Raw genomic sequence first — 20,961 nt, forward strand, 5'->3', positions numbered from 1 at the left:
ACACGGACGGCGCAATCCCACGCTGTGAGCCGGGAGGCTCACGGAGCTAGCGCTGCTTTCGACCCATTGCGGAGGCTCGCGGTTACGAGCCGGAATTTCCGGTGACGGCCCATTCTTGACTTTCACCGTGCTGATGATCAGCGAACTTTTGCGGCGCAGTCAGCCTCCAGCTATCCGCCTACCCGGCGAGCAGTGATGATCCACGCACGAGAGTCGAAAAATACGCCCTCCGCGGTCATATGCACCTCCAGTAAATCTCGCAGCCGCTGCAGTGGTTTGTCAGGCGGTTCATTGGTGCGCGCGAGCGCGTCCTTCACAAGATAGAGGCCGGTGAGCGCATCAACCGCCGCATCGACATCCGATCCATAAAATACCGGCTCTCGCACGTCGGCAAAGTCGATCGAAGTAAAGCCTGCCGCGCTCAGAAGCTGCGTAGCAATGGGAGGATCGCCGAGTGAAAACGGGTTGGCAGCACCTGCAGAAACCGCAACTCCGGGCGCCAGGGCTTGCCGGATCGCGCCAGACCACTCGTTACGCTCCCGGCTTTGCCACACCATCCACACAAGGCGCGCGCCCGGACGCATCGCTCGGCCGATATTGGCAAATGCCGCCGCGGGATCGGCAAAAAACATCACGCCAAACCGGCTGATGCAGAGGTCGAAACTGGCAGGCGGGAATGGGTGGAATTGCGCGTCGCCCTGCTCGAACACCACATTCCGTAAACCCTCGGCGGCGCTCCGTCGCCTTGCGTCCTCGAGCATCTCCGCGGAAACATCCACACCGACTGCTTCTCCTTGCGTCGCGGCGCGGGCGGCCTCCCGCGTCGTTTGCCCCGCACCGCAGCCGATATCGAGCACCCGATCATCCGCGCCAACGCTGGCAGCAACCCGGAGGTGCCGATTGTGCCGCGCCAATTCTGCGTCGTAAAAGTCGGCACAATTCAACGGCATAACACCGACTCCGCTTTGTTTTGGCGCGTGGCGGGAGTTTGCTTCTCCATCGTTTCCACGGTCCGCCGGAAAACTGATTGCATATTAGGATCAGTTATGCAAGATGGAAACCACTTGCAAACTGCAATCAGAAGGATTGTGTCATGAAACCGGCAGGACCCTCTCTCGTCACCGAAAAGACTGTCGAACTCAAAGATGCGCAACTCCGGACCCAGGCGTTCGGCGACCCGGCCAACCCAGCCGTGCTGCTGATCATGGGGGTGATGTCCTCGATGCTCTGGTGGCCGGAAAGGTTCTGTGAGGAGCTCGCCGCCCAAGAGCGCTACGTCATCCGCTACGACCAGCGTGATACCGGCCTTTCCACGAATTATCCGCCAGGTGAGCCGGGCTATTCGTTCAGCGATCTGTGCGATGATGCCATCGCCGTTCTCGATGGCCACGGGATTGAAGTCGCGCACCTCGTGGGCATGTCGATGGGCGGCTTCATCGCGCAAGAGGCCGCATTGCGCCATCCCCGGCGTGTGCGGACGCTCACCCTGATCAGCTCGTCACCGCTCGGAGTCGACGGCCTGCCCTCCTCGACCGAAGCTTACGAAGAACACGCCGCGGCTGCCGAGAGCATCGACTGGTCGGACCTTGAAGCCATCGCCGATTTCCTGCGTCGCGATTCAGCCATGCTTGCCGGCACCAGACATCCGCACGACGCCGAGGCGGTCAATGTGCTGATCGCGCGCGACATGGAGCGGGCACCGTCCTTTGTCAGTGCGACGAACCATTTCATGCTGTTGAGCGATGACAAAGGCGCCACGCTGCATGCGTCCCGACTCGAAGTGCCGGTTCTCGCAATCCATGGCACCTCCGACCCGCTATTCCCAATCGAGCACGGGGAGGCCTGCACCCATGTCGTGCCGAACGCGCAACTGCACCGGATTGCTGGCGGAGGGCACGAAATTCACGATCGGGACATTGATGAGATCGTGCGCGTCATCGCCGACCGTGCTGTGTCCTGAAGGTCCGGAAAGTCCGCTTTTTCATGCCGTTCGGCAGCACCACGCCGAACGGCAATCTCCCACCCATAGCAGTCATACGATGTGGGGTCTGAAAGCACGCCTGGACAGCGATACCGAGTTCCCGGAAGGATCTTTGAGATTGCAGAAGTCGTATCCGTCAGCGTGATGGATCGGACCGATAGCAACACCTTGCTGCACAAAACGCTCCCGCGCCCCATGAACGTCCGGCACGTCGAAGACAAGCTTGACCTGCGACTGGCCTTGCGTCTGACCTCTTGCCGCAGGGTGAAGCAAAAGATGGGCACCGTGCAGTTTGGGAGTCAGTTCTGTGATGCGGTCAGCCTCGTCCTTAACAACTTCATAGTCGAAATGATCCACGATAGAGGGCAACCATCTCCTCTACCTTCTTCGTATAGATGATGATCCTGGCGAGTATCGCTGACACAATGCGCTCCTCACAAATGTGGTGTAACGATGTTAGGCAATATCCCCCGGCTGGGGAGGTTCACTCCCGCGAAACTGCCGTCTGCGCGTCGCACAACACTTCCGCAACCAGCCTTCTGCGGCGTGGTGAATACGAAGATTCGACGCGCTCAGGTCATTGGCCCCTGATGCGACGGCTCGACTAAGCCCGTTGCGACATCCGAATCATTTGAAACGGCTGAAATCAGACGAGCGTCGACCGCTCCTCCATGCACTGAGCAGAATGTCGACATTGGCTTCCGGGCCGTCTTCGGAATTCAGCTCAAGATCGTAGTGTCTGCCGACATGGATGGTCTCGAAGTCTCGCTTCGCACTGCCTGGCGCTCGATTTCCGCGCTCGGCTTCCCGGCTTATCAGAAGCGGAAGCGGGCAATGCACGGCGACGAAAAAGACATCGTGCGGCGCAAGCATGCGGCGGAGCGATTCCATCCATCCTTCGGTATCGAAAATATGCTCCAGGATGAGGTTATTTCCGGCATTCGCATAGGCCGCGAGCGACGCATGGAAGCCGTTAAAGAACGCCGCTCTTGCGTTGGCCCAATCGAAGTCGCCTTTGCGAAAGCGGTCAATGGGCAGGACCCCAGAGTCACGAAGATGGTCAATCGAGATATGCCAGAACGGTTTCTCGATCCGCGCTTGCAGCGTACGGGCAATAGTCGATTTGCCGCTGCTAGATGCACCATGAAGGAAGATGATCTGCGCCGCCATTCGGTGTGATCCGCCCGCTACCAAAGTTGATTGCAACATAAGGCAGCAAGTGGCAAGCCGAAAGGCGGCTTTGTTCGCATTGCTGCCGCTCTGCGCCAGCGACGAACTTCCGTTCAGCACCCAACTTAGACGCTCGGGAGGCAGGTGAGCGCCTGTCCGTGGCTTCGGCTCTTTATCCCTCGCCTTGATGGGAATCGAACCGGCGCGCCACGCCTTTCGGACTTGACTTCAATTTATCGGCTGACGAGCAGGAAAGAGGCCGCTGCTGGCAGCGCTCACGCTCGAATTCACAAAACAATGGCGCTGCCGGAAGACAATCGCCTCGCGCCACCATCGTGCTTGCATACCAGACGCTCGAGACCTAAATTCGCTAAATGCTTGACCATTCGTCTCGACAGTTGTCGCCGTCAAATATCCCAATGGATGCGCTAAGCGAAGTCCTCCGAGACTTTCGCTTGAGCGGAGTCAACTATGGGCGCTGCGAACTCCGACATCCATGGAGCATCGCCTTTCCGCAACAACAGCTGCTTCGTTTTCACTTTGTCAGCCAGGGCCCATGCTGGATCCATACCGAAGCCCAAGGATGGCAGGAGTTGAACGATGGCGATCTGGTACTGCTGCCGCAAGGCATCGCGCATCGACTGTCCAGCGCGCGCGATGTTGTAGGCGACTCGCTCGAGGGTTGCCAAGTGACAAGGTTGGGGAGCAACGTCTGCGAAGTGGTGCGGGAAGGAACGGGTGCGACCAGCACGCTCTTCTGCGGCTCCATGGCTTTGGGAGCGTATGCGCTGAACCCCTTGATCGCGTTGATGCCGCCAATCATCAAAGGCTGCGATGTAGCCGGCAATGACCCGATCGTTGGTCCCCTGCTAGCTGCTATGACCGCGGAGGCCACACAGCCCCAGATGGGCAGCGCTACAGTTTTATCACGAATGGCGGACTTGCTTGCCGCCCGGCTCATCCGCTGCTGGGTCAATTGCAGCGGATCCTCGACCACCGGTTGGCTCGCCGCCATTCGCGACCCTCACATCGGCCGCGCTCTGGTGGCCATGCACCGAGCCCCCGGTCATAACTGGACTCTCGAAAGCCTCGCTGGCGTGGCAGGCCAATCGCGCTCGATCTTCGCTGAACGCTTCAGCGCTATCTTGGGAGAAGGCGCGGCGCGCTATCTCACCCGTCTGCGTATGCAGCTTGCACGCGAACTGTTGGGTCAAGGCGGCATGTCGGTCGCCGAGGTAGCTTCTCGGTTGGGGTATCAGTCTGAAGCATCCTTTGCTCGCGCCTTCAAGCGCATTACTAGCGTCTCACCGGGCATTGTGCGCCGCACAAATTCCGGACGAATCGACATGGATTTCGGATTTTAGGATACATATCATCCCAAAGAGTTCGTCTATGAAATCTCCGGAACGTAGGAGATGCTTCAATGACGGACACGACATCACAACTTGGCGACGCGGCGATAGACTTTGACACCGCTGAGCCAGCCGCGTGGACCCCGGCGACTTGGTTTGCCGTTCTTTCGATGGCAGCCACCAGCTTTGCGCTGGTATCGGCTGAGTTTCTGCCGGCGGGCCTATTGACGCCAATGGCGCGCGATCTCGGCGTTAGCGAGGGAACAGCCGGGCAGGTCGTCACCGCCACCGCTTCCGTCGGCGCCGTGACCGCCTTATTGAGCAATGTTCTCATCGGCAGACTGAACCGCAAGGCGGTGCTGGTCGGTCTCAGTGCGTTGGCGATCGGCTCCAATATTCTTGCAGCGTTAGCGACCGATTTTTTGCTATTGTTGTTGGGCCGGGCTGGGTTGGGCATCGCGCTTAGCGGTTTCTGGGCGCTTTCAGTTGCCGTCGTGGCAAGGCTGGTTGGCGCCGATGCGACAGGTCGGGGCATGGCTATCGTCACCCTCGGCGTTTCGCTCGCCACCATAGCTGCACCATCAATGGGTGCTTTGATCAGCGACTGGCTGGGCTGGCGCAGCGCCATGGCGATGACAGCGGGGCTGGCCGCGCTGGCCATGCTGCTGCAAGTACTCAGCTTGCCGACGCTGCCTGCAAGCACAAGTAACAGCCTCTCCGACGTGCTCCGGCTGACAGGACGGCGTGGTGTTCAACTGGGAATGCTTGCCATCCTTTTGCTGATGACGGGACATTTTGCTGGTTCGGTCTATGTGCGTCCGTTCCTCGAGCAAGTGACACTGCTTGAAACCGGGCCGATTGCCCTGGTGCTGCTCGGGTTTGGCATCGCCGCTGTGATCGGCAATGTTGCGGGTGGCCGGATGGCAGACGCCAATATCCGCATGGCACTGGCCATCACCGCCGCATTAATGGCGTTTGCGGCGCTTGCTTTGGTGCTTTGGGGCGTCCACGTCGGCGCTGCCTTCGGCTTCGTGACGCTTTGGGGCTTCGCCTTTGGCATGGCGCCGGTGGTGCTGCCTACCAATCTTTCCCGCGGAGCACCCGACGCTTTGGAGGCAGCAGGGAGCCTGATGGTCGTCTCGTTTCAGGTTGCCATCAGTATCGGCGCGGTTTTCGGCGGCTATGTCGTCGATCACTACGGCGCTGTTGGGCCCTTGAACCTTACCGCCGTCCTAGCCGCATCGACGTTCGCCTTGGCGCTGCTGCAGCCTCGCAGCTGATCTTCCCTTCCGGGTTGAGCAATCAGGCGCAATCGGACTGACAATGCTGTGAGAACTCTGTGCATCTGTAAGGCACTAGCTTGGCGGCGCATGCCGGGCCGAGTAGCGCTCTGGATATGAGGCCGCCGGCAATCGCCGGCGGCCTCGAATGCGTCAGTCTATGATAACGTCCTGCTGCAGCTGTTCAGCCGAGTGGGGTTGCCAGTCCGCGACTTCGCCCACGACGCGAAGCCGTTCGCGAGAGCGGTACGACTGCGTGGGATTGCAGGGAAACTTCTTGTTAGTCAGGTTGGGGTCATCCTCGAAGGGACCGGTTGGCTCCACAAAGCAGATTCGCCCCCGTCCATCGCCAGAAGCTGGTTCCGCGCCCCAGGTCGCGGCATCGAGAGTTCGGGTGAAAATATGCGCGAGCACATCCTCCTGGCCGACATAAACCCTCCATGATCGTCGCCAACGCGAGGATAAGCGTCGCAAGACGTGCGGCGCCGAAGAGCTTTGCCGGTCGGCGTCCTATTCTGGCAATATCCATTCTGAGTTCGTGCACTGCGCCCTGCCGGCAGACGCGATCCGATGCGAGACCGTTGTAGTCTCGTGCATATTTCGCTCCGAGCGGCTCGAATGTCACATCGACCTCGCCACGGCCACGCGGACGCTTTTTAGGCAAGCGCGTCGCCCATCAGCCGGACAAAAGGATACGTGACTAAACTCCGGGCGTAACTTTCCGAGCCCGGACGGCGAATCGCGAGTCGAGGCTGGTCGATGTTTTCGTGAGACCACGAACACGCAAACGGGGCGGCGCGCCGCACGGCATGGCGATGCAAAAGGAACGCCATATTCACACCCCGAGGAGAGCCGGCTATGGCCGGCCGTCCCCTCACGTGCGCGCTTGAAACGCGTCACGGCGAAGATCGCCGATCTCGTCTTCGGCGGCCAGACGAATGCGGCGCTTTCGGAGCGCGTCTACCGGCGGATAGAGCAGCAGCAGGCGACGAGCGAAATCATCGTCGGCTGGATCCAGGCCTCGGCCATCGTCTTCTTCGCCGTGGTCTACGCGATCTCGCCCAAGGCCTTCCCGCCCGGGACCCGCTTCGAGCCCGTCCCCTGGACCCTCGGGATCTACACCGTGTTCACGGTCCTGCGCATCGTTCTCGCCTACCGCGGGCGCCTCAGCCGCCGCTTCGTCGCCATCTCGACCGTCGTCGACATCACCGTTCTGATGCTGACGATCTGGAGCTTTCATCTGCAGTATCAGGCGCCGCCCGCCCTTTACCTCAAGGCGCCGACCCTGATGTATGTCTTCATTCTGATTGCGCTGAGAACATTGCGCTTCGAGCCGATCTACGTGCTGATTGCAGGCAGCTGCAGCGCCGCGGGCTGGCTCGCGCTCTTCCTCTACGCCGCCCTGGTCTCGGATGTCGAGGCACCGGTCTTCACACGCAGCTACGTCGAGTACGTCACCTCCTACAAGATCCTGCGGGGCGCCGAGATCGATAAAATCCTGTCGATCCTCATGGTGACGGCCATCCTGACGCTGACACTCGTGCGCGCCCGCAAACTCCTCGTCAATTGCGTCGCGGAGGAAGTGGTGGCGGCCGACTTGGCGCGCTTCTTTGCGCCGGAAGTCGCCAGGCAACTTCGCGACGCACAGATCGGCCCGCTTGCCGGCCAGGGCGTGCGGTGTGACGCGGCAATCCTGTCGATCGATCTGCACGGCTTCACCCGGATTTCGCACGATCTGACGCCAACGGAACTCATCGCGCTCCTTAGCGAGTACCACGCGCGGCTGGTGCCGGTTATCGAGCGCCACCATGGCAGCATCGACAAATATATCGGTGACGGGATACTGGCGAGCTTCGGCGCTGTCGCGCCAAGCGCGACCTATGCCGCGGATCTCTGTCGGGCCGTCGAGGAGCTGACGGCGGCCGCGGGAGCTTGGGAAACGGAACGGCAAAAATACGGGCTTCCCGCTCCCGCAATCGGCATGGCTGGCGCTTCCGGCGAAGTCGTCTTCGGAACGATCGGCCATGAGACGAGGCTCGAATACACCGTCATCGGCGAAGTCGTAAACCTCGCGGCAAAGCTCGAGAAGCACACCAAGTGCGAAGGCGTTCCGGTGCTTCTGACGCGTTCGACCTACGCGCTCGCGCTCGCCCAGGGCTATCGCCCTCAAGCGGCGGTCGAGGCACTGCCGGCCCGCTCGATCGAGGGCGTGTCTGACCCGATCGACCTGGTCGCTCTCACGGAGCGAGGGCCCAATCCAGCCCCTTGGGCATCTGCGGAGCCATCCCAAGGTTAGCGCCACCGATTGTGCTCGCTGCGACGGAAAGAAGTAACGTTCCGCGGTGCTTCGACGAATAGATGGTAGCAATTGCACGAACTTGTGACTCGCGCGGTGAAGCATGATGAAGCGTTCCATCCTGATCGTCGACGACGACAACGAACTGAGTTCCGAACTCGTCGACCAGCTATCGTGCTGCAGCGACGAATTCCGAGTGCTGCACGAAGGAACCGGCAGGGCGGGCATTCAGGCTATGCGCACAAATGCCATCGACCTCCTCGTCATGAATATAGAGCTGCCCGACATGGACGGTCGCGAAGCCGTGAAGATCCTGCGCAGAAACGGGTACAAGGCACCGATCGTCATGCTGACGGCCTCCGGATCGGACGCCGACACGATACTGGCCTTCGAAGCCGGCGCGGATGACTGTGTCACCAAGCCGTTCCACTTCCCGGTGCTGCTTGCCCGTATCCGTGCGCAGCTACGCCAATATGCGCAGGCGGAGGACGCAACGTTGCGCATGGGTCCTTTCACGTTCAAGCCGGGGAAAAAGCTACTGCTCGACGAGCGCGGTCGCAAGATATGGCTCACGGCGACGGAGACGGCCATCATCCGATCTCTCTACGGCGCCGACGGGCGGGTTGTAAGGCGTGGGGCACTGCTCCAGGCGGTCTGGGGCTACGACTCGCCCGTCGCGAGCCACACGTTGGAGACTCATATCTATCGCTTGCGCCAGAAGATCGCGCACGACCCTTCCAGCGCCGCGGTGCTTGTGACGGAGGATGGCGGCTACAGGCTGTTATTCTGACGGTTGCCCTCGGTGAACGGGCGGCAATCTCCTCTCGGATTCCGCATCGCGCATCGGCGTAACCTTTTTCCGTGCCGGACCGAATCTTGAAATGTATCTCGATTCCCGAGATCGCCAACTTAGGGAGAAGAAAATGTCACTCTGGTCTAAAGGAGGCGTGACAGCAGTCGTGCTTGGCGCAACGGGAATAGTTGCCTCTGGCGCCTCAGCACACAACGATGCGAAATACTGGCAACAGTTGACCGGGCTGTTAAAGCCTGTGGAAATGCCGAGCATGACCGACCATCGGGCTTACATGCTGCCCGGCGGTCTGGTCCTCGCCTTGCACTTCGACGACATGGACCTTTCCAAGGCCCAGAACCTGAACTGGATCGCGGTCGGGTTCCCCGGCAAGTTCTGCAAGGCCGACCAGGCCCGGCTCGAGTCGGAATACGGCAAGGGCTTCACGCATTTCCATAGCATGAAGAACGACACGCACGGCGGCGAGAAGGGCGAGGAAGGCGTCTGGTTCGTGCACACAGCCGTCCGTGAGTTCGAGGCACCGTGGGGCAACGTCAAACCCGGCGTCGATCAGAACTTCATGCCGACGGAAGCGCCCGACTGCTGAGCATCGGACCTCTTTAACCCAAACCCATTTGGCCGGCGCCTCCGAACGTGGAGGCGCTGGAAGGCTGGAGTCTGACCAATGAAACATGCCACCTGGACGATGCTTTGTCTTGCCGTCGCGCATCTCGTCACCAATACAGGCCAAGCCCAAGCGGCCGAGCACGTGATCAAGATGTTCAACAAAGGGAGCGACGGGCGTCTCATGGTGTTCGACCCCGAGTTCGTCGTCGCACAGCCGGGCGATACCGTCCGTGTCATCCCGACGGATCAAGGACACAGCGTGGAGACGATGCCGGGAATGTGGCCTGAGGGCGCAAATCCGATCAAGGGCAAGATCGGCCAGGAGATGGTGGTCGCGCTTGAGCAGGACGGCCTCTACGGCCTGCGTTGCCTGCCTCACTACTTCATGGGAATGGTCGCCGTGGTCGTCGTCGGAAAGCCACAGAATCTTGACGAGGCGAGGTCGGTCGAATTGACCGGCAAACCAAAGGCGGCATTCGAGAAGCTCCTCGCGCAGGCCGCTCAGCCGTAAGAATGCCCCTTGCAGGGATTGAACCGCGCCGGAATTGCCGCGCGGTTCAATACCCTTTCCTGTAGTGATGCCGGGATAGTCGGCCTTGTCTTGCCGGCCCCCTTCGATCCGGGCGATCCAGAGGTGCTTTCTGCAGCCAGGATCGATGTCGGCCAATAGTGAGTGCCTTCCGTCAGCCAGCCGTCCGCACATGCGGCCAGCGGAGAATGTACTTGCCGTTCCAGCCGGCCAGGAACGTCAGGAGCGCGACGCTGCCGAATTGCCAGATCAGGACCATGAGGCTGGCATCCTGGTAATGAAACAGCCTGAGGCCGAAGTTCGCGATCGCTGCGGCGGCCAATGCCCCAAGTGCCACCGTCAGCTGCGGCGCCATCGGCGTTCCGCGGCGCAGCATGACGGCCATCGTCACAGCCGGAACGGCGCCGACCATCACGATCGAGGGAAAGCAGATCCAGTCTGGATAGAATTGCCAGGTATCTTCGCCAAGGCGCTGCCAGGTCTCCAGACAACCCTGCCCTAGGCTCCCCAACCACACCGCAAGCGGCGGGACGGGAAGGAGGGCGAGTTTTCGGCTGTTACCGGGGATCACCAGGCAAAAAGCAGCGATCGCCGCGGCGACGGCCGTGGCAAGCGCAGCGGCCTGTTCGACCAGGAAGCGCACCTCGACCAACTTTTCCGCGAGATCGCTTCGCGGCGACATCAGCAAAACTGTGACTGCAATCGCGGGAGCTGCGATCGACAACCACTGGACCGTCCGCAGCCAAGGCGGCGGCAGCCGCCGGATCGGATCTGCGCTCATGGCCAGTCGTCGGATCAGGTCATTCGTTTCCAAGGTCACGCCTCATTGCTCAAGACGGTGCGCAGCGTTCTCAAGGCCCTGTGCATTGCCGCCTTGAGGGCACCAATCGTCATGCCGGTAACCGCGGCGGCCTCTTTCAGCGACATCTCGCGCAGTTTCAACAATTCCACGGCGTGTCGCTGTCCCTCCGGCAAATCACGGATTGCGCGCCGCAGCGCCTCCGGGTCTCCATAGGCATTCACGGGAATATTCGTATCACGATCCAGAAAGGTTTCGAGCGCCTGTTCGTCAGCCACTTCACGGGCCGATCGCCGTGCATGACGCCTTGCCGCATCGGCCATGCGATTGCGAGTGATGCCCAGCAACCAGGGAAGGAATGGGCGCGCGGGATCATAGGTCGCACGCCCGACATGCAGGGCAATCAGAACCTCCTGGACGATATCCTCCACATCGGACGGCTGGAGAAACGGCGATCGCCGCTGCACGACGTGGCGCAGCATGCACGCGATCTCGTTCAGCAATCGTGCATAGGCCGCCTTGTCACCGTCCTGCGCCGCTCGCATGAGAGAGGCAAGGCGACGGTCGCCTTCTGCTGCGCTCTTGCCGACTGAGATGTGCTCCGCCATAGCCGTCCTCGCCGCGCCAATCACTGGCGAGTTGCCGTTGGGTGCCTCCTTTAGGGTAACCTTCCTGCCACCTGCAACGAAATCAACGGAAATCAATGTTCGGTGAGTCTTGGCGACGGCGGGTTGGCGATACCGCCGTCCGGGCCCCAAGCGTAGCACACGGAGCTCTCCCTTCCAGGCGCGCCTTAGCGTAACTATCCGGCGCGCTGCAGCGAATTCGTTCTTGACGAGGAAGACGTCCGGAAGGCGAGCGCCGCGCGCAAGTGCAACGATTCAAAGTGCCACAGCGACCGCCGGGCGTCTGATAACGACGCTCGGCGCTGCAGGAGGATACGGCGATGAACATCTCAAGAAGCCTCTTTGCCATCTGCGCGGCATTGCTCTTTTCGGTGATGTCGGTTTCGCCTGCGAAGGCCGACGCACCGCGGCAATGGCAGCGCGAATGGCCGCGCACCGACTTCGCCCGCGCCACGGTGGATCTTGCGGAAATCGTCTCCGGCGGGCCGCCAAAGGACGGTATCCCCTCGATCGACAAGCCGCGGTTCGCGAGCGTGCGCAAGGTCAACGGCCTCGCCCCGAACGAGCCCGTCCTGTCGCTGATCCTCGGCAAGGATGCGCGTGCCTATCCGTTGCGCGTGATGATCTGGCACGAGATCGTCAACGACGTGGTTGCGGGCGTGCCGGTGACGGTGACCTATTGCCCCTTGTGCAACACCGGCATCGTCTTCGATCGTCGCCTTGACAGCAGAACGCTCGACTTCGGCACGACCGGAAAGCTTCGCCACTCGGATCTGGTCATGTACGACCGCCAGACGGAGAGTTGGTGGCAGCAATTTGGCGGCGAGGCCATCGTCGGCCAATTGGCGGGCCGGTCGCTGAAGATCCTCCCCTCGCGCCTCGAGTCCTTCGAAAGCTTTCGCGCGCGGGCTCCTGCCGGACGCGTGCTGGTACCGAACAATGCTCGCTTCCGCGCCTATGGGAGCAACCCTTACGTCGGCTACGACCAAGCGGCGCGGCCGTTCCTGTTCACCGGCAACCTTCCGGACAAGGTGCCGCCGATGATGCGGGTCGTGACTGTCGGCAGACAGGCCTGGACCCTGCCGCTGCTGCGCATCAAAGGCGTCATCACGGCCGGTGACCTGCGCATCAGTTGGCGGCCGGGACAGGCCTCCGCACTCGATACCGCGAACATTAGCCGTGGGGCCGATGTCGGCAATGTGGTGGTGCAGCGCGACGGCAAGGACGTGCCCCACACCGTGACGTTCGCCTTCGCCTTTTTCGCTTTCGAGCCAAACGGCACATTGCACACGGAAAAAGGGCCCGTGACGCAGTAGAAGAGCGGCGCCGAGCCCGAGGCATCATCGTCCTCCAAGGACATTCGCAAGGGCAATGGGAATGCTCACCCTCCCCCTTCCGACCAAGCAACCAGAGGGTTCACCTCAAGGTTTCGGCGCAATGATGCCGCGATAATAATCGTGATCGCCACCCTTGTATCTTTCCCTCAGGACACCGGGGGAATAGATGCGTTGGCCTTCGATACTGCCCGTCGGCGCGATGTCGATAGTCGGCGCAGGTGTCAGTCGCGGTACCAGTTGCGTTTGGCTCCGCGTGTCCGGACGATTATGCCGCTCGAGGCCCGGATAATAAGGGTTGCCCGCCATGGCCGGGGTAGCGACGCCAGCGAGCGCGGACGCGAGCACCAATACAGCGAGTGACGGTTTCCGAGAGACGGTCATGGCATTAACTCCTATGGTCTTCAGCATTCGGCCTGCGAATGCTTTCACTTCGGTATTCGACGTCTCTGGCTCGCTGGTTGCTTGCAAAAGGCGCTCTCACGCAGACTTGATGACACTGGACAGGGCGGTGGATTTGCCGTGAGTGCCCGCAAGCTCGTCGGCTTGGGAGCAAGCCGTCTTCAAGCGATCGCGGCAGTGCGCGATGTCGTCCTCGTCTTTCTCCGAAGCCGCCACCCCGTGATCACCGCGTCGACGAAAGTAGGAAATTCGCTCGCGTGCATCGACAGCCTGGTACCTGCCACCACGAGCCTTCCTCCCGTTCGCCCCGCGAACAGCAGCAGAGCGGGGGACGGGCAAGTTCGTCGGAAAATCAGGATTTGCGAAATTCCGGCGTGATCTTGGCCCGGACACTCAAGCCGATATCGAGGCTTCCTGGATACTGCGATCCAGCTACCGCACAGCGTTTGAATATCGGCCCTGGGGCGCTGCGAAGGTGGTGACGGAGGACGAAATCCTGCTCCAAATGGATGAGGCGATTCCTTGCGATAATCCAGAGCAAGGTTCCGGTGTCCACCGCTCGCCAAGTCTGACAAATGCTCCTTCGCGCATCAAAGGTTTGCTTCATTAATATCGGCCGCCTTGCTGTCAAAGAATTCCAGAAGTGCAACATTGAATGCCCGCCTCGACTCGATGTTGACGATATGCCGGCCCGGCAACGACAGATGCCGGCCCCGCTGCACGCGCCTTGTAATGTCTTCTAGGTCGGCTGGCGGGCACACCGGGTCGTCAGCGCCGGAAAGGGCCAGCAGAGGGTTGGCGATGCGTTCGATATCCTCCCACAGGTCGGCTCCGGCCAAAGCCGCGCAGCAGCCGATATACCCATCGATCGAGGTCGCGACAAAACTGTCGAGCACCTTGCCGACAGTGCCGGGTTCAACGTCGTTGAACCCCGGGGTGAACCAGCGCTCGACGGTGGCGGCGGTCAGTGCCGCGAGACCATTCTCCCGAACGGTGTTCATTCGCGCGGTCCAGCTTTCCGCGGTACCGATCTTCGCGGATGTTGCGCAGAGAACGATCTTGCCGACGCGCTCTCCGGCATGGATACCCAACCATTGCCCCGTGAGGCCGCCGATAGAAAGACCGCAGAAATGCGCCCGCTCTATCTCCAGAGCGTCGAGCAGCGCGAGCACGTCGTTGCCGAGGTCGGACAGACCGTATGGCGGCGGTGGAGCCGACGATAGGCCGTGACCGCGACAATCATACCGCAGCAGGCGGAAATCCCGCGACAGTCCAGCCACCTGCGCGTCCCACATGTGCAGGTCGGTACCGAGCGAATTGCAGCACATAAGCCAGGGCTTGCTTTGGCTACCGTCCGTATCGCCGTCGATACGGTAGTGGAGGCGATGGCTGGGAAGATCGAGATAGGGCACAGGTCAAGTACTCACGATGGGAACGTCGGCAGAAAGGGTGATCGGTGGCGCCGGCCATGCGATCACCCCGATTTGAGCAGTGCCGGGCTCATGCCCTGTGCTGCCTGGAACACGACGACCAGCGGTCCGGCAGATGCGCTCACCGTGGAAACGATGCCGGCGAGAACAGCCGGGAGAGAGGTATCCGCGTAAGGATAGCCTTTCACGCCGGTCGTCGTTCCTCCCTCATGCCGTGGCGAGCTGCACGGCGCCGGAGCGGCGCGCGTTGCTTATCGCGAACACCAGCATCGCCAGAGCCGAGACTGCCGCCGGGATGGCGAAGATCAGGAAGTTCTGCTGGAGCGGAAATTCCATCGCCAGCAGAACGCCGCCCAGGGTGGGGCCAACAATGGCGCCGATACGGCCCACGCCCGAGGCCCAGCCCAGCCCGGTCGAACGCACCGAGAGATTGTAGAGCTGTGCGACGCTGGCATAGAGCAGGATCTGCGTGCCGATGGTAGTGGCGCCGGCGATGAAGACCATCAGGAACAGCAGCCCTGCCGGCAGGTTGAAGCCGATCAGCGCAATCGAGAAGGCAGCGGCGATGAAGAAGCCGACAACCACCTTCGGCAGGCCGAACCGGTCGCCCAACCGGCCGCCGGCGATCGCTCCGACCATGCCGCCGAAATTCAGCGAGAACAGGCTCAAGAGGCTGGCCTTTTCGGCATAGCCTGCTTCCTGCAGCACTTTCGGTAGCCAGGACGACAACAGATAGACGAGCAGCAGGCAGCAGAAGAAAGCAACCCAAAGCATGAGCGTACGCAGCGTCCGCTCATGACGGAACAGCTCGATGATCGACGCCGAAGCACCCCTCGCTTCCGAAAAAACCAGCGTGTCCGTGTCGCTGAGGCGCGAGGAGGGAGCGATCTTCCCATAAATCCGCTTCGCCTCTTCCTGCTTGCCCTGGCGGATGAGAAAGCCCAAGGATTCCGGCAACTTCCACAGGACCAGCGGCAGCATCAGCAGCGGAACCGCGGCGATGAAGAACATCGGCTTCCAGCCGTATTGCGGGATGAGACCGATACCGAGGCTCGCCGCGACCATGCCGCCGACCGAATATCCGGAGAACATCAGGGCGACCATGGTGCCGCGAAGGCGCTTCGGCGCATACTCGTTCATCAGCGCCACCGCGTTCGGCATCAGCCCGCCGCAGCCGAGACCGGCGAGGAAACGGAAGACTTTGAACTGATCCGGCGAGCTGGCGAGACCGGTGAGAAGGGTGGAAACGGTGAACAGCATGAAACTGATCGCGATGCCCTTCTTCCGTCCGATCTTGTCCGCCAGCGGGCCGAAAATGAGCGCGCCGAACATCATGCCGAACAGCGCCCAGGCCTGCAGCGCGCCGGCCTGCGGCTTGCTCAGCCCCCACTCTGCAATCAGCGTCGGCAGCACTGTGCCGGCGACGAACACGTCATAGCCGTCAACGATCAGCAGCAGCCCGCAGAGAGCGACCACCGTCCACTGGAAGGCCCCGAAAGGGGTATTGTCTATTGTTTCATTGACATCGATGGTGCGCATCGTCGCTCCTCCCCGAGTTGTTACGCATGGTAATAATGAGCTTTCAGCCGAGATCACCTCCGGCGACCGGCAGCACACTGCCGGTGATGTATGACGCCTCTTCCGAGGCCAGGAACAGGATTGGTGCGGCCTGTTCCTCGATGGTTGCGTACCGCTTCATGAAGCTGGATTGCTTCACCTGGCTCACGACTTCGGCCATCCAGCCCTTTTCGGCCCCGCTATCACCCGCCGCGTTGCGCGGGACGCGACGCGGCGGAGCCTCGGTGCCGCCGGGCGCCGTGGCGACGACGCGGATGTTGCGTTCCGCCAGTTCCATCGCCAGCGATTGGGTGATCGCGTTCACGCCACCCTTCGCCGCCGAATAGGGCACGCGATGGATGCCGCGCGTGGCGTTCGAGGACACATTGACGATCGCGCCGCCGCCGCGGGCGAAGAGATGCGGCAGCACGGCGTGGCAACAGTAAAGCGTCGGCATCAGCGAGCGGCGGATTTCGGCGTCAATCTGCTGCGGTTCGAACTCAGCGTAGGGACGCATGCGGATCGCGCCGCCGACATTGTTGATCAGGATGTCGATGCCGCCGAACCGTTCGGCCGCAAACCGCATCGCCGCCGCCGCCCCCTCATGGGTTTCGAGATCGGCGTTGAAAGCCGCAGCATTCTCGCCGGCCGCAGTCACCACCTCGGCGACGAAGTCGGCGCGGTCGACGAACAACACTTGACCGCCCTCCTCCGCCGCGCGGACCGCCACGGCCCGGCCGATACCCTGTGCAGCACCCGTGACGACCAGCACCTTGCCCGCGAAGCGGCCTTCGAAACGCGCCGTGCTCATGCAGCCACCTTCGCCGACGCATTGGGCGTGAACTTCTCGTAGTGGAAGCTGTGGGGCTTCACCCCGTTGTCGTTGAAATAGGTGCGCACGGCGTCGACCATCGGCGGCGGACCGCACAGATAAACGTCGACATTGCCGTCATTGAGCACCTCGGCCGGCATGTGCTGGGTGACCCAACCCTTCCGCGGGTGGCTCGATGACTCCTCGGCAACCACGGTACTGTAGCTGAAATTGGCCAGCCGCTTTGCGTAGGCCTCGAGCTCATCGACGAGGACCAGGTCCAGGTCGCGGGTGGCGCCGTAGATGAGGTGAACCTTCTGCTGCGAATTGGCGCGGGCGAGAACTTCCAGCATTGACAGGAACGGCGCGAGACCGGTGCCGCCGGCGAGAAACAGAAGCGGCCTCTGAACGTCGCGAAGATAGAAGCTCCCCTGCGGCCCCGTCAGCTCGAGTTTCGTGCCGATCTCGGCACACTCCAGCCAGCCGCTCATCAGCCCGCCCGGTATCTTCTTGATAAGGAAGCCGATGCGCCCTTCGCCGGGCGCCGAGCTGAACGAATAGGAACGGCACTGGCCGCTGCCCGGCACGTCGACGTTGACGTACTGGCCGGGCAGGAAGGCGGGTGCGGCTTCGACATCCAGCTCCAGCACGATCGCCGCGTCGTTGTGGGGCACCACCTTGGCCACCGTGGCGGCGAATTTCTGCTGCCCGGTCTTGCAGGCCAACGATGTCGTAGGCACGGCGATGACGCCGTCGGAGGTCGGCTTCATCTGGCAGGTCAGCACTAGGCCGCTCTCCGCCTCATCCGCTGTCAGCGCATCGTCGATAAAGTCGCCGCCGAGGTCGTAGCTGCCGCTTTCCGCGCGGCACTTGCAGGTGCCGCACACGCCGTCGGAACAGTCCATTGGCAGGTTGATCTTGTTGCGGAAGGCGGCATCGAGAACGTTCTCGCCGTCCTTGCATTCGATGAAGCGGGTCACCCCGTCCTCGAAGTTCAATGCGATCCTGTAGCAGGCCATGGAAACCTCCTCGTCAGTCCTTGGATCGGCCGAAATCGCCCGTCAGATGTGATAGACGTCGATGACCTGGCGGATGTAGTCGTTCTTCAGCACGATCTTCTTGTTCGAGATCAGCAGCCCGTCGTCGCTCTTGCGGAGCGTGATGAACATGGTGCCGAAGAACTGGTCGGTGACCTTGTAGCGGTGGTTCAGCGTGTGGAAGTTGTAGCGCACATCGACTTCATCGCTCCGGACCGCAACCACTTCGACATTGGTGACATTGTGGCTGGTGCGGGGCTCAGGGGTGGAGGCGCCGGAACGCTCGGTCTTGATACGAAACACCCGATCCTCCAGGCCGTCGCGGTTCGGGTAGTAGATCAACGAGATCTGCGACTGCGGATCTTCGGTGATCTGATCGTCGTCGTCCCAGGCTGGCATCCAGTACGTCACGTCCGGGGCGTAGCAGGTCAGCCATTCGTCCCACTCGCGGTCGTCGAGAAGACGCGCTTCCCGATAAAGAAAGGCGCAGATGGCTTCGTAGGAAATGCTCATGCGACGACTCCCTTCTTTTCGGCGGTCAGCGCTTGCCGCATCACCTTGGCCCAGTATTCGTGCTGACGGACGAACAGGCCCTCGTCTTCGCTACGCTCGCCAGACAAGAGAGGCTCGATGCCCATACGCTTTGCGTTTTCGTCAGGACCGTCGATCCAGAGCGGTGCTCCGCGCGACAGGTCGTTCCAGAGTGCGGCGGTGCCGGCATAGCCAGCCTGGCAGGCACGGAATTCTTCCAGGTCGTCGGCCGTGCCCATGCCGGACACGTTGAAGAAATCCTCGTATTGGCGGATGCGCAGCGCGCGATCCGCGGCACTTTCGCCCTTCGGCGCGAAGCAGAAGATGCTGATTTCCGTCTTGTCGACGCTGATCGGGCGCGTCACGCGGATCTGCGTGCTGAATTGGTCCATCAGGAACACGTTCGGATAGATGCAGAGATTGCGGGTCTGGTTGACGATGAAGTCCGCTTTGTCTTCGCCGACGCGTGCCTTGATCTCGTCCCGGCGGTTGTAAATCGGACGGACCTCCGGGTTCATCGTGTTCGTCCACAGCAGGATATGGCCGTTCTCGAAACCGTAGACGCCTGCGACGGAGCGGCTCCAACTGTTGGCATCGACCGCCTTCGTACCCTCCTCCTTGCGCCGGCCCATCGTCGCGGCGTAGTTCCAGTGCACGGAGCTGACGTGATAGCCGTCGCAACCGTTCTCCATCTGCAGCTTCCAATTTCCGTCGTAGATGTAGGACGAATTGCCCCGCAGCACTTCCAGCCCGTTCGGCGCCTGATCGACGATCTGGTCGATGATGACTTTCGTCTCACCGAGGAAGTCCTCGAGCGACGCCACGTCCTCCTTGAGGCTGCCGAACAGGAAGCCGCGATAGCTTTCAAAACGCGGCACGCGCTTCAGGTCATGCGAGCCGTTCTGCGCGAACTGGGGCGGATACTGGGTGGATTTCTCGTCCTTGACCTTGAGCAGCCTGCCGGTGTTGGAAAAAGTCCAGCCGTGGAAGGGACAGGTGAAGCTGCCCTTGTTTCCGTGCTTGCGCCGGCACAGCATTGCGCCGCGGTGGGCGCAGGCATTGATGACCGCGTGCAGTTCGCCACTCTTGTGCCGGGTCACGACCACCGGCTGGCGGCCTATATAGGTCGTGTAATAGTCATTGGTCTCCGGGATTTGGCTCTCATGGGCCAGATACACCCAGTTGCTTTCGAAGATGTGCTTCATCTCCAGTTCGAACAGGTCTTCGTTGGTGAAGATGTCGCGGCGGCAGCGGAATTTGCCGGTTTCCATGTCATCCTGCACGGCGGTGGCGAGCAGATGATCGAGGTTCCGGGCTTTGTCGATGATCGCAGACATGACCTATCTCCGGCAAAGTGCGCGCTATCAGGCGCAACCTTTGCAACTAAGTCGTTGATGACGATGGTTATCAGGGCTGGCGACCCGATCGGGCCGCCGGCCTTGCCTGTCAGGCGGCCGCGCGCTTGCGCAGTTCGTTGACCTGGTTGTCGACGCCATTCACCATGGCCGTCAGATGGATATCGAACCTGATCTCCGCAAACGGTCCGCTCAGGCCATTGGCGTTGATGCTGGCCTCGTCAGTCCGCTCGACGAGGGCCGGAACCAGACCGTCGCGCGTCGCATAGGCGAAGTCGTCGTTGACCAGCGGATCGCCCTCGATGTTGATCTGGGTCGTCAGCTTGCGATGGCCGTCGGCGCTGATGAAGAAGTGGATATGCGCCGGGCGCTGGCCATGACGACCAAGCGCGGAAAGCAGTTGCTCGGTCGGGCTGCCGGGCGGCACGCCGTAACCGTGCGGCACGATGCTCTGGAACTTGTAACAGCCCTTTTCGTCGGCGATGATCGTGCGACGCATATTGAACGGCGCTTGCTTCCCGGTCGGGTCGAAATGCGAATAGAACCCGCGGGTGTCACAGTGCCACACTTCCACCGCGGCGCCGGGCAGCGGCTTGCCATCGGCTCCGTAGACGGTGCCGTGCATGATGAGGGTGTGGCCGTTCTCGTCGGCGCCGTCGTCAAGACGGGCGAAGCCGTGCGAAACCGGCGCACCGGCTACGTAAAGCGGGCCTTCGATGGTGCGCGGGGTCGGGTTGTCGATGCCGAGGGCCTCATCGATCGCGTCGAGACGCTCATCGAGGAAATGATCAAGGCCGAGACCAGGCGAGATCAGCCCAGCCTGGCCGGCAGCACCGATTTCATTGAGCCAGGCGATGCCGGCCCAGTATTCGTCGGGGGTAATGTTGAGGTCATCGATCGCCTTGAACAGGTCGGACACAATTCGATGGACGATCTCTTTGACGCGCGGATTGCCACCCTCCTGGTTCAAACCACTCAGGACCTTGAGAAATTCCTGAATATCCGGTCTGTCGAAAATCTTCACGTTCATGTTGATTCCTCCACTTGGATTGCT

Annotated in this window: 22 protein-coding genes and 1 pseudogene; 8 read left to right on the forward strand and 15 right to left on the reverse strand. The window is 61.4% G+C overall.

Going from position 1 to position 20,961, the window contains the following annotated elements; translation table 11 throughout:
- Nucleotides 1-170 precede the first annotated feature (170 nt).
- Nucleotides 171-950, reverse strand: a complete 780-nt coding sequence (locus PZN02_RS22745; protein ID WP_280662925.1) for a class I SAM-dependent methyltransferase — start codon at nt 948-950, stop codon at nt 171-173.
- Nucleotides 951-1,093: 143 nt separating this feature from the next.
- Here PZN02_RS22745 and PZN02_RS22750 point away from each other — a divergent pair, with 143 nt between their 5' ends.
- Nucleotides 1,094-1,960 (forward strand): alpha/beta fold hydrolase, encoded by an 867-nt coding sequence (locus tag PZN02_RS22750; protein WP_280662926.1) that lies wholly within the window; start codon nt 1,094-1,096, stop codon nt 1,958-1,960.
- A 72-nt stretch (nt 1,961-2,032) separates the two neighbouring features.
- Here the strand turns inward: PZN02_RS22750 and PZN02_RS22755 are convergent, their stop codons facing one another.
- Together PZN02_RS22755 and PZN02_RS22760 are read right to left on the reverse strand one after the other, a co-directional pair.
- Nucleotides 2,033-2,338: a VOC family protein gene (locus PZN02_RS22755; RefSeq protein ID WP_280662927.1), complete on the reverse strand. Its 306-nt coding sequence runs from the start codon at nt 2,336-2,338 to the stop codon at nt 2,033-2,035.
- A 270-nt stretch (nt 2,339-2,608) separates the two neighbouring features.
- Nucleotides 2,609-3,151, reverse strand: a complete 543-nt coding sequence (locus PZN02_RS22760) for a chloramphenicol phosphotransferase CPT family protein (protein WP_280662928.1) — start codon at nt 3,149-3,151, stop codon at nt 2,609-2,611.
- A 374-nt stretch (nt 3,152-3,525) separates the two neighbouring features.
- Between PZN02_RS22760 and PZN02_RS22765 the strand changes: the two genes are divergently transcribed.
- Nucleotides 3,526-4,515 (forward strand): AraC family transcriptional regulator, encoded by a 990-nt coding sequence (locus PZN02_RS22765; RefSeq protein ID WP_280662929.1) that lies wholly within the window; start codon nt 3,526-3,528, stop codon nt 4,513-4,515.
- Nucleotides 4,516-4,574: 59 nt separating this feature from the next.
- The gene (locus PZN02_RS22770) at nt 4,575-5,783 is read left to right on the forward strand and encodes an MFS transporter (protein ID WP_280662930.1); all 1,209 of its coding nucleotides are present in this window, start codon (nt 4,575-4,577) and stop codon (nt 5,781-5,783) included.
- 153 nt (nt 5,784-5,936) lie between these two features.
- Here the strand turns inward: PZN02_RS22770 and PZN02_RS22775 are convergent.
- A pseudogene (locus tag PZN02_RS22775) lies at nt 5,937-6,194 on the reverse strand (NAD(+)--rifampin ADP-ribosyltransferase); the annotation flags it as partial.
- 475 nt (nt 6,195-6,669) lie between these two features.
- Between PZN02_RS22775 and PZN02_RS22780 the strand changes: the two are divergent.
- The 4 genes from PZN02_RS22780 to PZN02_RS22795 all read left to right on the forward strand — a co-directional run bounded on the left by PZN02_RS22780 (nt 6,670) and on the right by PZN02_RS22795 (nt 10,007).
- The gene (locus PZN02_RS22780; RefSeq protein ID WP_280662931.1) at nt 6,670-8,079 is read left to right on the forward strand and encodes an adenylate/guanylate cyclase domain-containing protein; all 1,410 of its coding nucleotides are present in this window, start codon (nt 6,670-6,672) and stop codon (nt 8,077-8,079) included.
- A gap of 103 nt (nt 8,080-8,182) precedes the next feature.
- Nucleotides 8,183-8,869 (forward strand): response regulator transcription factor, encoded by a 687-nt coding sequence (locus PZN02_RS22785; protein ID WP_280662932.1) that lies wholly within the window; start codon nt 8,183-8,185, stop codon nt 8,867-8,869.
- Between the two features lie 133 nt (nt 8,870-9,002).
- Nucleotides 9,003-9,476: a hypothetical protein gene (locus PZN02_RS22790; protein WP_280662933.1), complete on the forward strand. Its 474-nt coding sequence runs from the start codon at nt 9,003-9,005 to the stop codon at nt 9,474-9,476.
- 78 nt (nt 9,477-9,554) lie between these two features.
- On the forward strand, nt 9,555-10,007 hold the full coding sequence (locus PZN02_RS22795; RefSeq protein WP_280662934.1) for a pseudoazurin: 453 nt from the start codon (nt 9,555-9,557) through the stop codon (nt 10,005-10,007).
- Nucleotides 10,008-10,179: 172 nt separating this feature from the next.
- On the opposite strand, the gene PZN02_RS22800 is transcribed toward PZN02_RS22795, so the two are convergent.
- Both PZN02_RS22800 and PZN02_RS22805 read right to left on the reverse strand, forming a co-directional pair.
- On the reverse strand, nt 10,180-10,845 hold the full coding sequence (locus PZN02_RS22800; protein WP_280662935.1) for an NrsF family protein: 666 nt from the start codon (nt 10,843-10,845) through the stop codon (nt 10,180-10,182).
- On the reverse strand, nt 10,842-11,432 hold the full coding sequence (locus PZN02_RS22805) for a sigma-70 family RNA polymerase sigma factor (protein WP_280662936.1): 591 nt from the start codon (nt 11,430-11,432) through the stop codon (nt 10,842-10,844). The genes PZN02_RS22800 and PZN02_RS22805 overlap by 4 nt, the downstream gene beginning before the upstream one ends.
- 338 nt (nt 11,433-11,770) lie before the next feature.
- Between PZN02_RS22805 and PZN02_RS22810 the strand changes: the two genes are divergently transcribed.
- The gene (locus tag PZN02_RS22810) at nt 11,771-12,766 is read left to right on the forward strand and encodes a DUF3179 domain-containing protein (RefSeq protein WP_280662937.1); all 996 of its coding nucleotides are present in this window, start codon (nt 11,771-11,773) and stop codon (nt 12,764-12,766) included.
- Between the two features lie 105 nt (nt 12,767-12,871).
- Here PZN02_RS22810 and PZN02_RS22815 read toward each other — a convergent pair whose 3' ends face one another.
- The 9 genes from PZN02_RS22815 to catA all read right to left on the reverse strand — a co-directional run bounded on the left by PZN02_RS22815 (nt 12,872) and on the right by catA (nt 20,937).
- On the reverse strand, nt 12,872-13,168 hold the full coding sequence (locus PZN02_RS22815; RefSeq protein WP_280662938.1) for a hypothetical protein: 297 nt from the start codon (nt 13,166-13,168) through the stop codon (nt 12,872-12,874).
- A 608-nt stretch (nt 13,169-13,776) separates the two neighbouring features.
- The gene (pcaD, locus tag PZN02_RS22820) at nt 13,777-14,598 is read right to left on the reverse strand and encodes a 3-oxoadipate enol-lactonase (RefSeq protein WP_280662939.1); all 822 of its coding nucleotides are present in this window, start codon (nt 14,596-14,598) and stop codon (nt 13,777-13,779) included.
- A 62-nt stretch (nt 14,599-14,660) separates the two neighbouring features.
- A complete protein-coding gene (locus PZN02_RS22825) occupies nt 14,661-14,804 on the reverse strand; it encodes a hypothetical protein (RefSeq protein ID WP_280662940.1) in 144 nt (47 codons plus the stop codon).
- 19 nt (nt 14,805-14,823) lie between these two features.
- Complete coding sequence (locus PZN02_RS22830; protein ID WP_280662941.1) at nt 14,824-16,155, reverse strand: MFS transporter; 1,332 nt, start codon at nt 16,153-16,155, stop codon at nt 14,824-14,826.
- A gap of 43 nt (nt 16,156-16,198) precedes the next feature.
- Nucleotides 16,199-16,984, reverse strand: coding sequence for a benzoate diol dehydrogenase BenD (gene benD, locus PZN02_RS22835; RefSeq protein WP_280662942.1), 786 nt, complete (start codon nt 16,982-16,984; stop codon nt 16,199-16,201).
- On the reverse strand, nt 16,981-18,003 hold the full coding sequence (benC, locus tag PZN02_RS22840) for a benzoate 1,2-dioxygenase electron transfer component BenC (RefSeq protein ID WP_280662943.1): 1,023 nt from the start codon (nt 18,001-18,003) through the stop codon (nt 16,981-16,983). The genes benD and benC overlap by 4 nt, the downstream gene beginning before the upstream one ends.
- Nucleotides 18,004-18,045: 42 nt before the next feature.
- Nucleotides 18,046-18,534, reverse strand: a complete 489-nt coding sequence (benB, locus tag PZN02_RS22845) for a benzoate 1,2-dioxygenase small subunit (protein WP_280662944.1) — start codon at nt 18,532-18,534, stop codon at nt 18,046-18,048.
- Entirely contained in the window at nt 18,531-19,889 is a 1,359-nt protein-coding gene (locus PZN02_RS22850) for a Rieske 2Fe-2S domain-containing protein (RefSeq protein ID WP_280662945.1), read from the reverse strand. Before PZN02_RS22850 ends, benB begins: the two co-directional genes overlap by 4 nt.
- A 109-nt stretch (nt 19,890-19,998) precedes the next feature.
- Complete coding sequence (gene catA / locus PZN02_RS22855; protein WP_280662946.1) at nt 19,999-20,937, reverse strand: catechol 1,2-dioxygenase; 939 nt, start codon at nt 20,935-20,937, stop codon at nt 19,999-20,001.
- Nucleotides 20,938-20,961: the final 24 nt, after the last annotated feature.

The organism is Sinorhizobium garamanticum (assembly GCF_029892065.1).
Lineage (GTDB): Bacteria > Pseudomonadota > Alphaproteobacteria > Rhizobiales > Rhizobiaceae > Sinorhizobium > Sinorhizobium garamanticum.

Excerpts from the sequence above, each read along its gene's own strand:
- PZN02_RS22745 (WP_280662925.1), bottom strand. The coding sequence starts at position 950 with ATGCCGTTGAATTGTGCCGACTTTTACGACGCAGAATTGGCGCGGCAC.
- PZN02_RS22750 (WP_280662926.1), top strand. The coding sequence starts at position 1,094 with ATGAAACCGGCAGGACCCTCTCTCGTCACCGAAAAGACTGTCGAACTC.
- PZN02_RS22760 (WP_280662928.1), bottom strand. The coding sequence starts at position 3,151 with ATGGCGGCGCAGATCATCTTCCTTCATGGTGCATCTAGCAGCGGCAAA.
- PZN02_RS22765 (WP_280662929.1), top strand. The coding sequence starts at position 3,526 with ATGCTTGACCATTCGTCTCGACAGTTGTCGCCGTCAAATATCCCAATG.
- PZN02_RS22770 (WP_280662930.1), top strand. The coding sequence starts at position 4,575 with ATGACGGACACGACATCACAACTTGGCGACGCGGCGATAGACTTTGAC.
- PZN02_RS22785 (WP_280662932.1), top strand. The coding sequence starts at position 8,183 with ATGATGAAGCGTTCCATCCTGATCGTCGACGACGACAACGAACTGAGT.
- PZN02_RS22790 (WP_280662933.1), top strand. The coding sequence starts at position 9,003 with ATGTCACTCTGGTCTAAAGGAGGCGTGACAGCAGTCGTGCTTGGCGCA.
- PZN02_RS22795 (WP_280662934.1), top strand. The coding sequence starts at position 9,555 with ATGAAACATGCCACCTGGACGATGCTTTGTCTTGCCGTCGCGCATCTC.
- PZN02_RS22805 (WP_280662936.1), bottom strand. The coding sequence starts at position 11,432 with ATGGCGGAGCACATCTCAGTCGGCAAGAGCGCAGCAGAAGGCGACCGT.
- PZN02_RS22810 (WP_280662937.1), top strand. The coding sequence starts at position 11,771 with ATGAACATCTCAAGAAGCCTCTTTGCCATCTGCGCGGCATTGCTCTTT.
- PZN02_RS22815 (WP_280662938.1), bottom strand. The coding sequence starts at position 13,168 with ATGACCGTCTCTCGGAAACCGTCACTCGCTGTATTGGTGCTCGCGTCC.
- PZN02_RS22830 (WP_280662941.1), bottom strand. The coding sequence starts at position 16,155 with ATGCGCACCATCGATGTCAATGAAACAATAGACAATACCCCTTTCGGG.
- benD (WP_280662942.1), bottom strand. The coding sequence starts at position 16,984 with ATGAGCACGGCGCGTTTCGAAGGCCGCTTCGCGGGCAAGGTGCTGGTC.
- benC (WP_280662943.1), bottom strand. The coding sequence starts at position 18,003 with ATGGCCTGCTACAGGATCGCATTGAACTTCGAGGACGGGGTGACCCGC.
- benB (WP_280662944.1), bottom strand. The coding sequence starts at position 18,534 with ATGAGCATTTCCTACGAAGCCATCTGCGCCTTTCTTTATCGGGAAGCG.
- PZN02_RS22850 (WP_280662945.1), bottom strand. The coding sequence starts at position 19,889 with ATGTCTGCGATCATCGACAAAGCCCGGAACCTCGATCATCTGCTCGCC.
- catA (WP_280662946.1), bottom strand. The coding sequence starts at position 20,937 with ATGAACGTGAAGATTTTCGACAGACCGGATATTCAGGAATTTCTCAAG.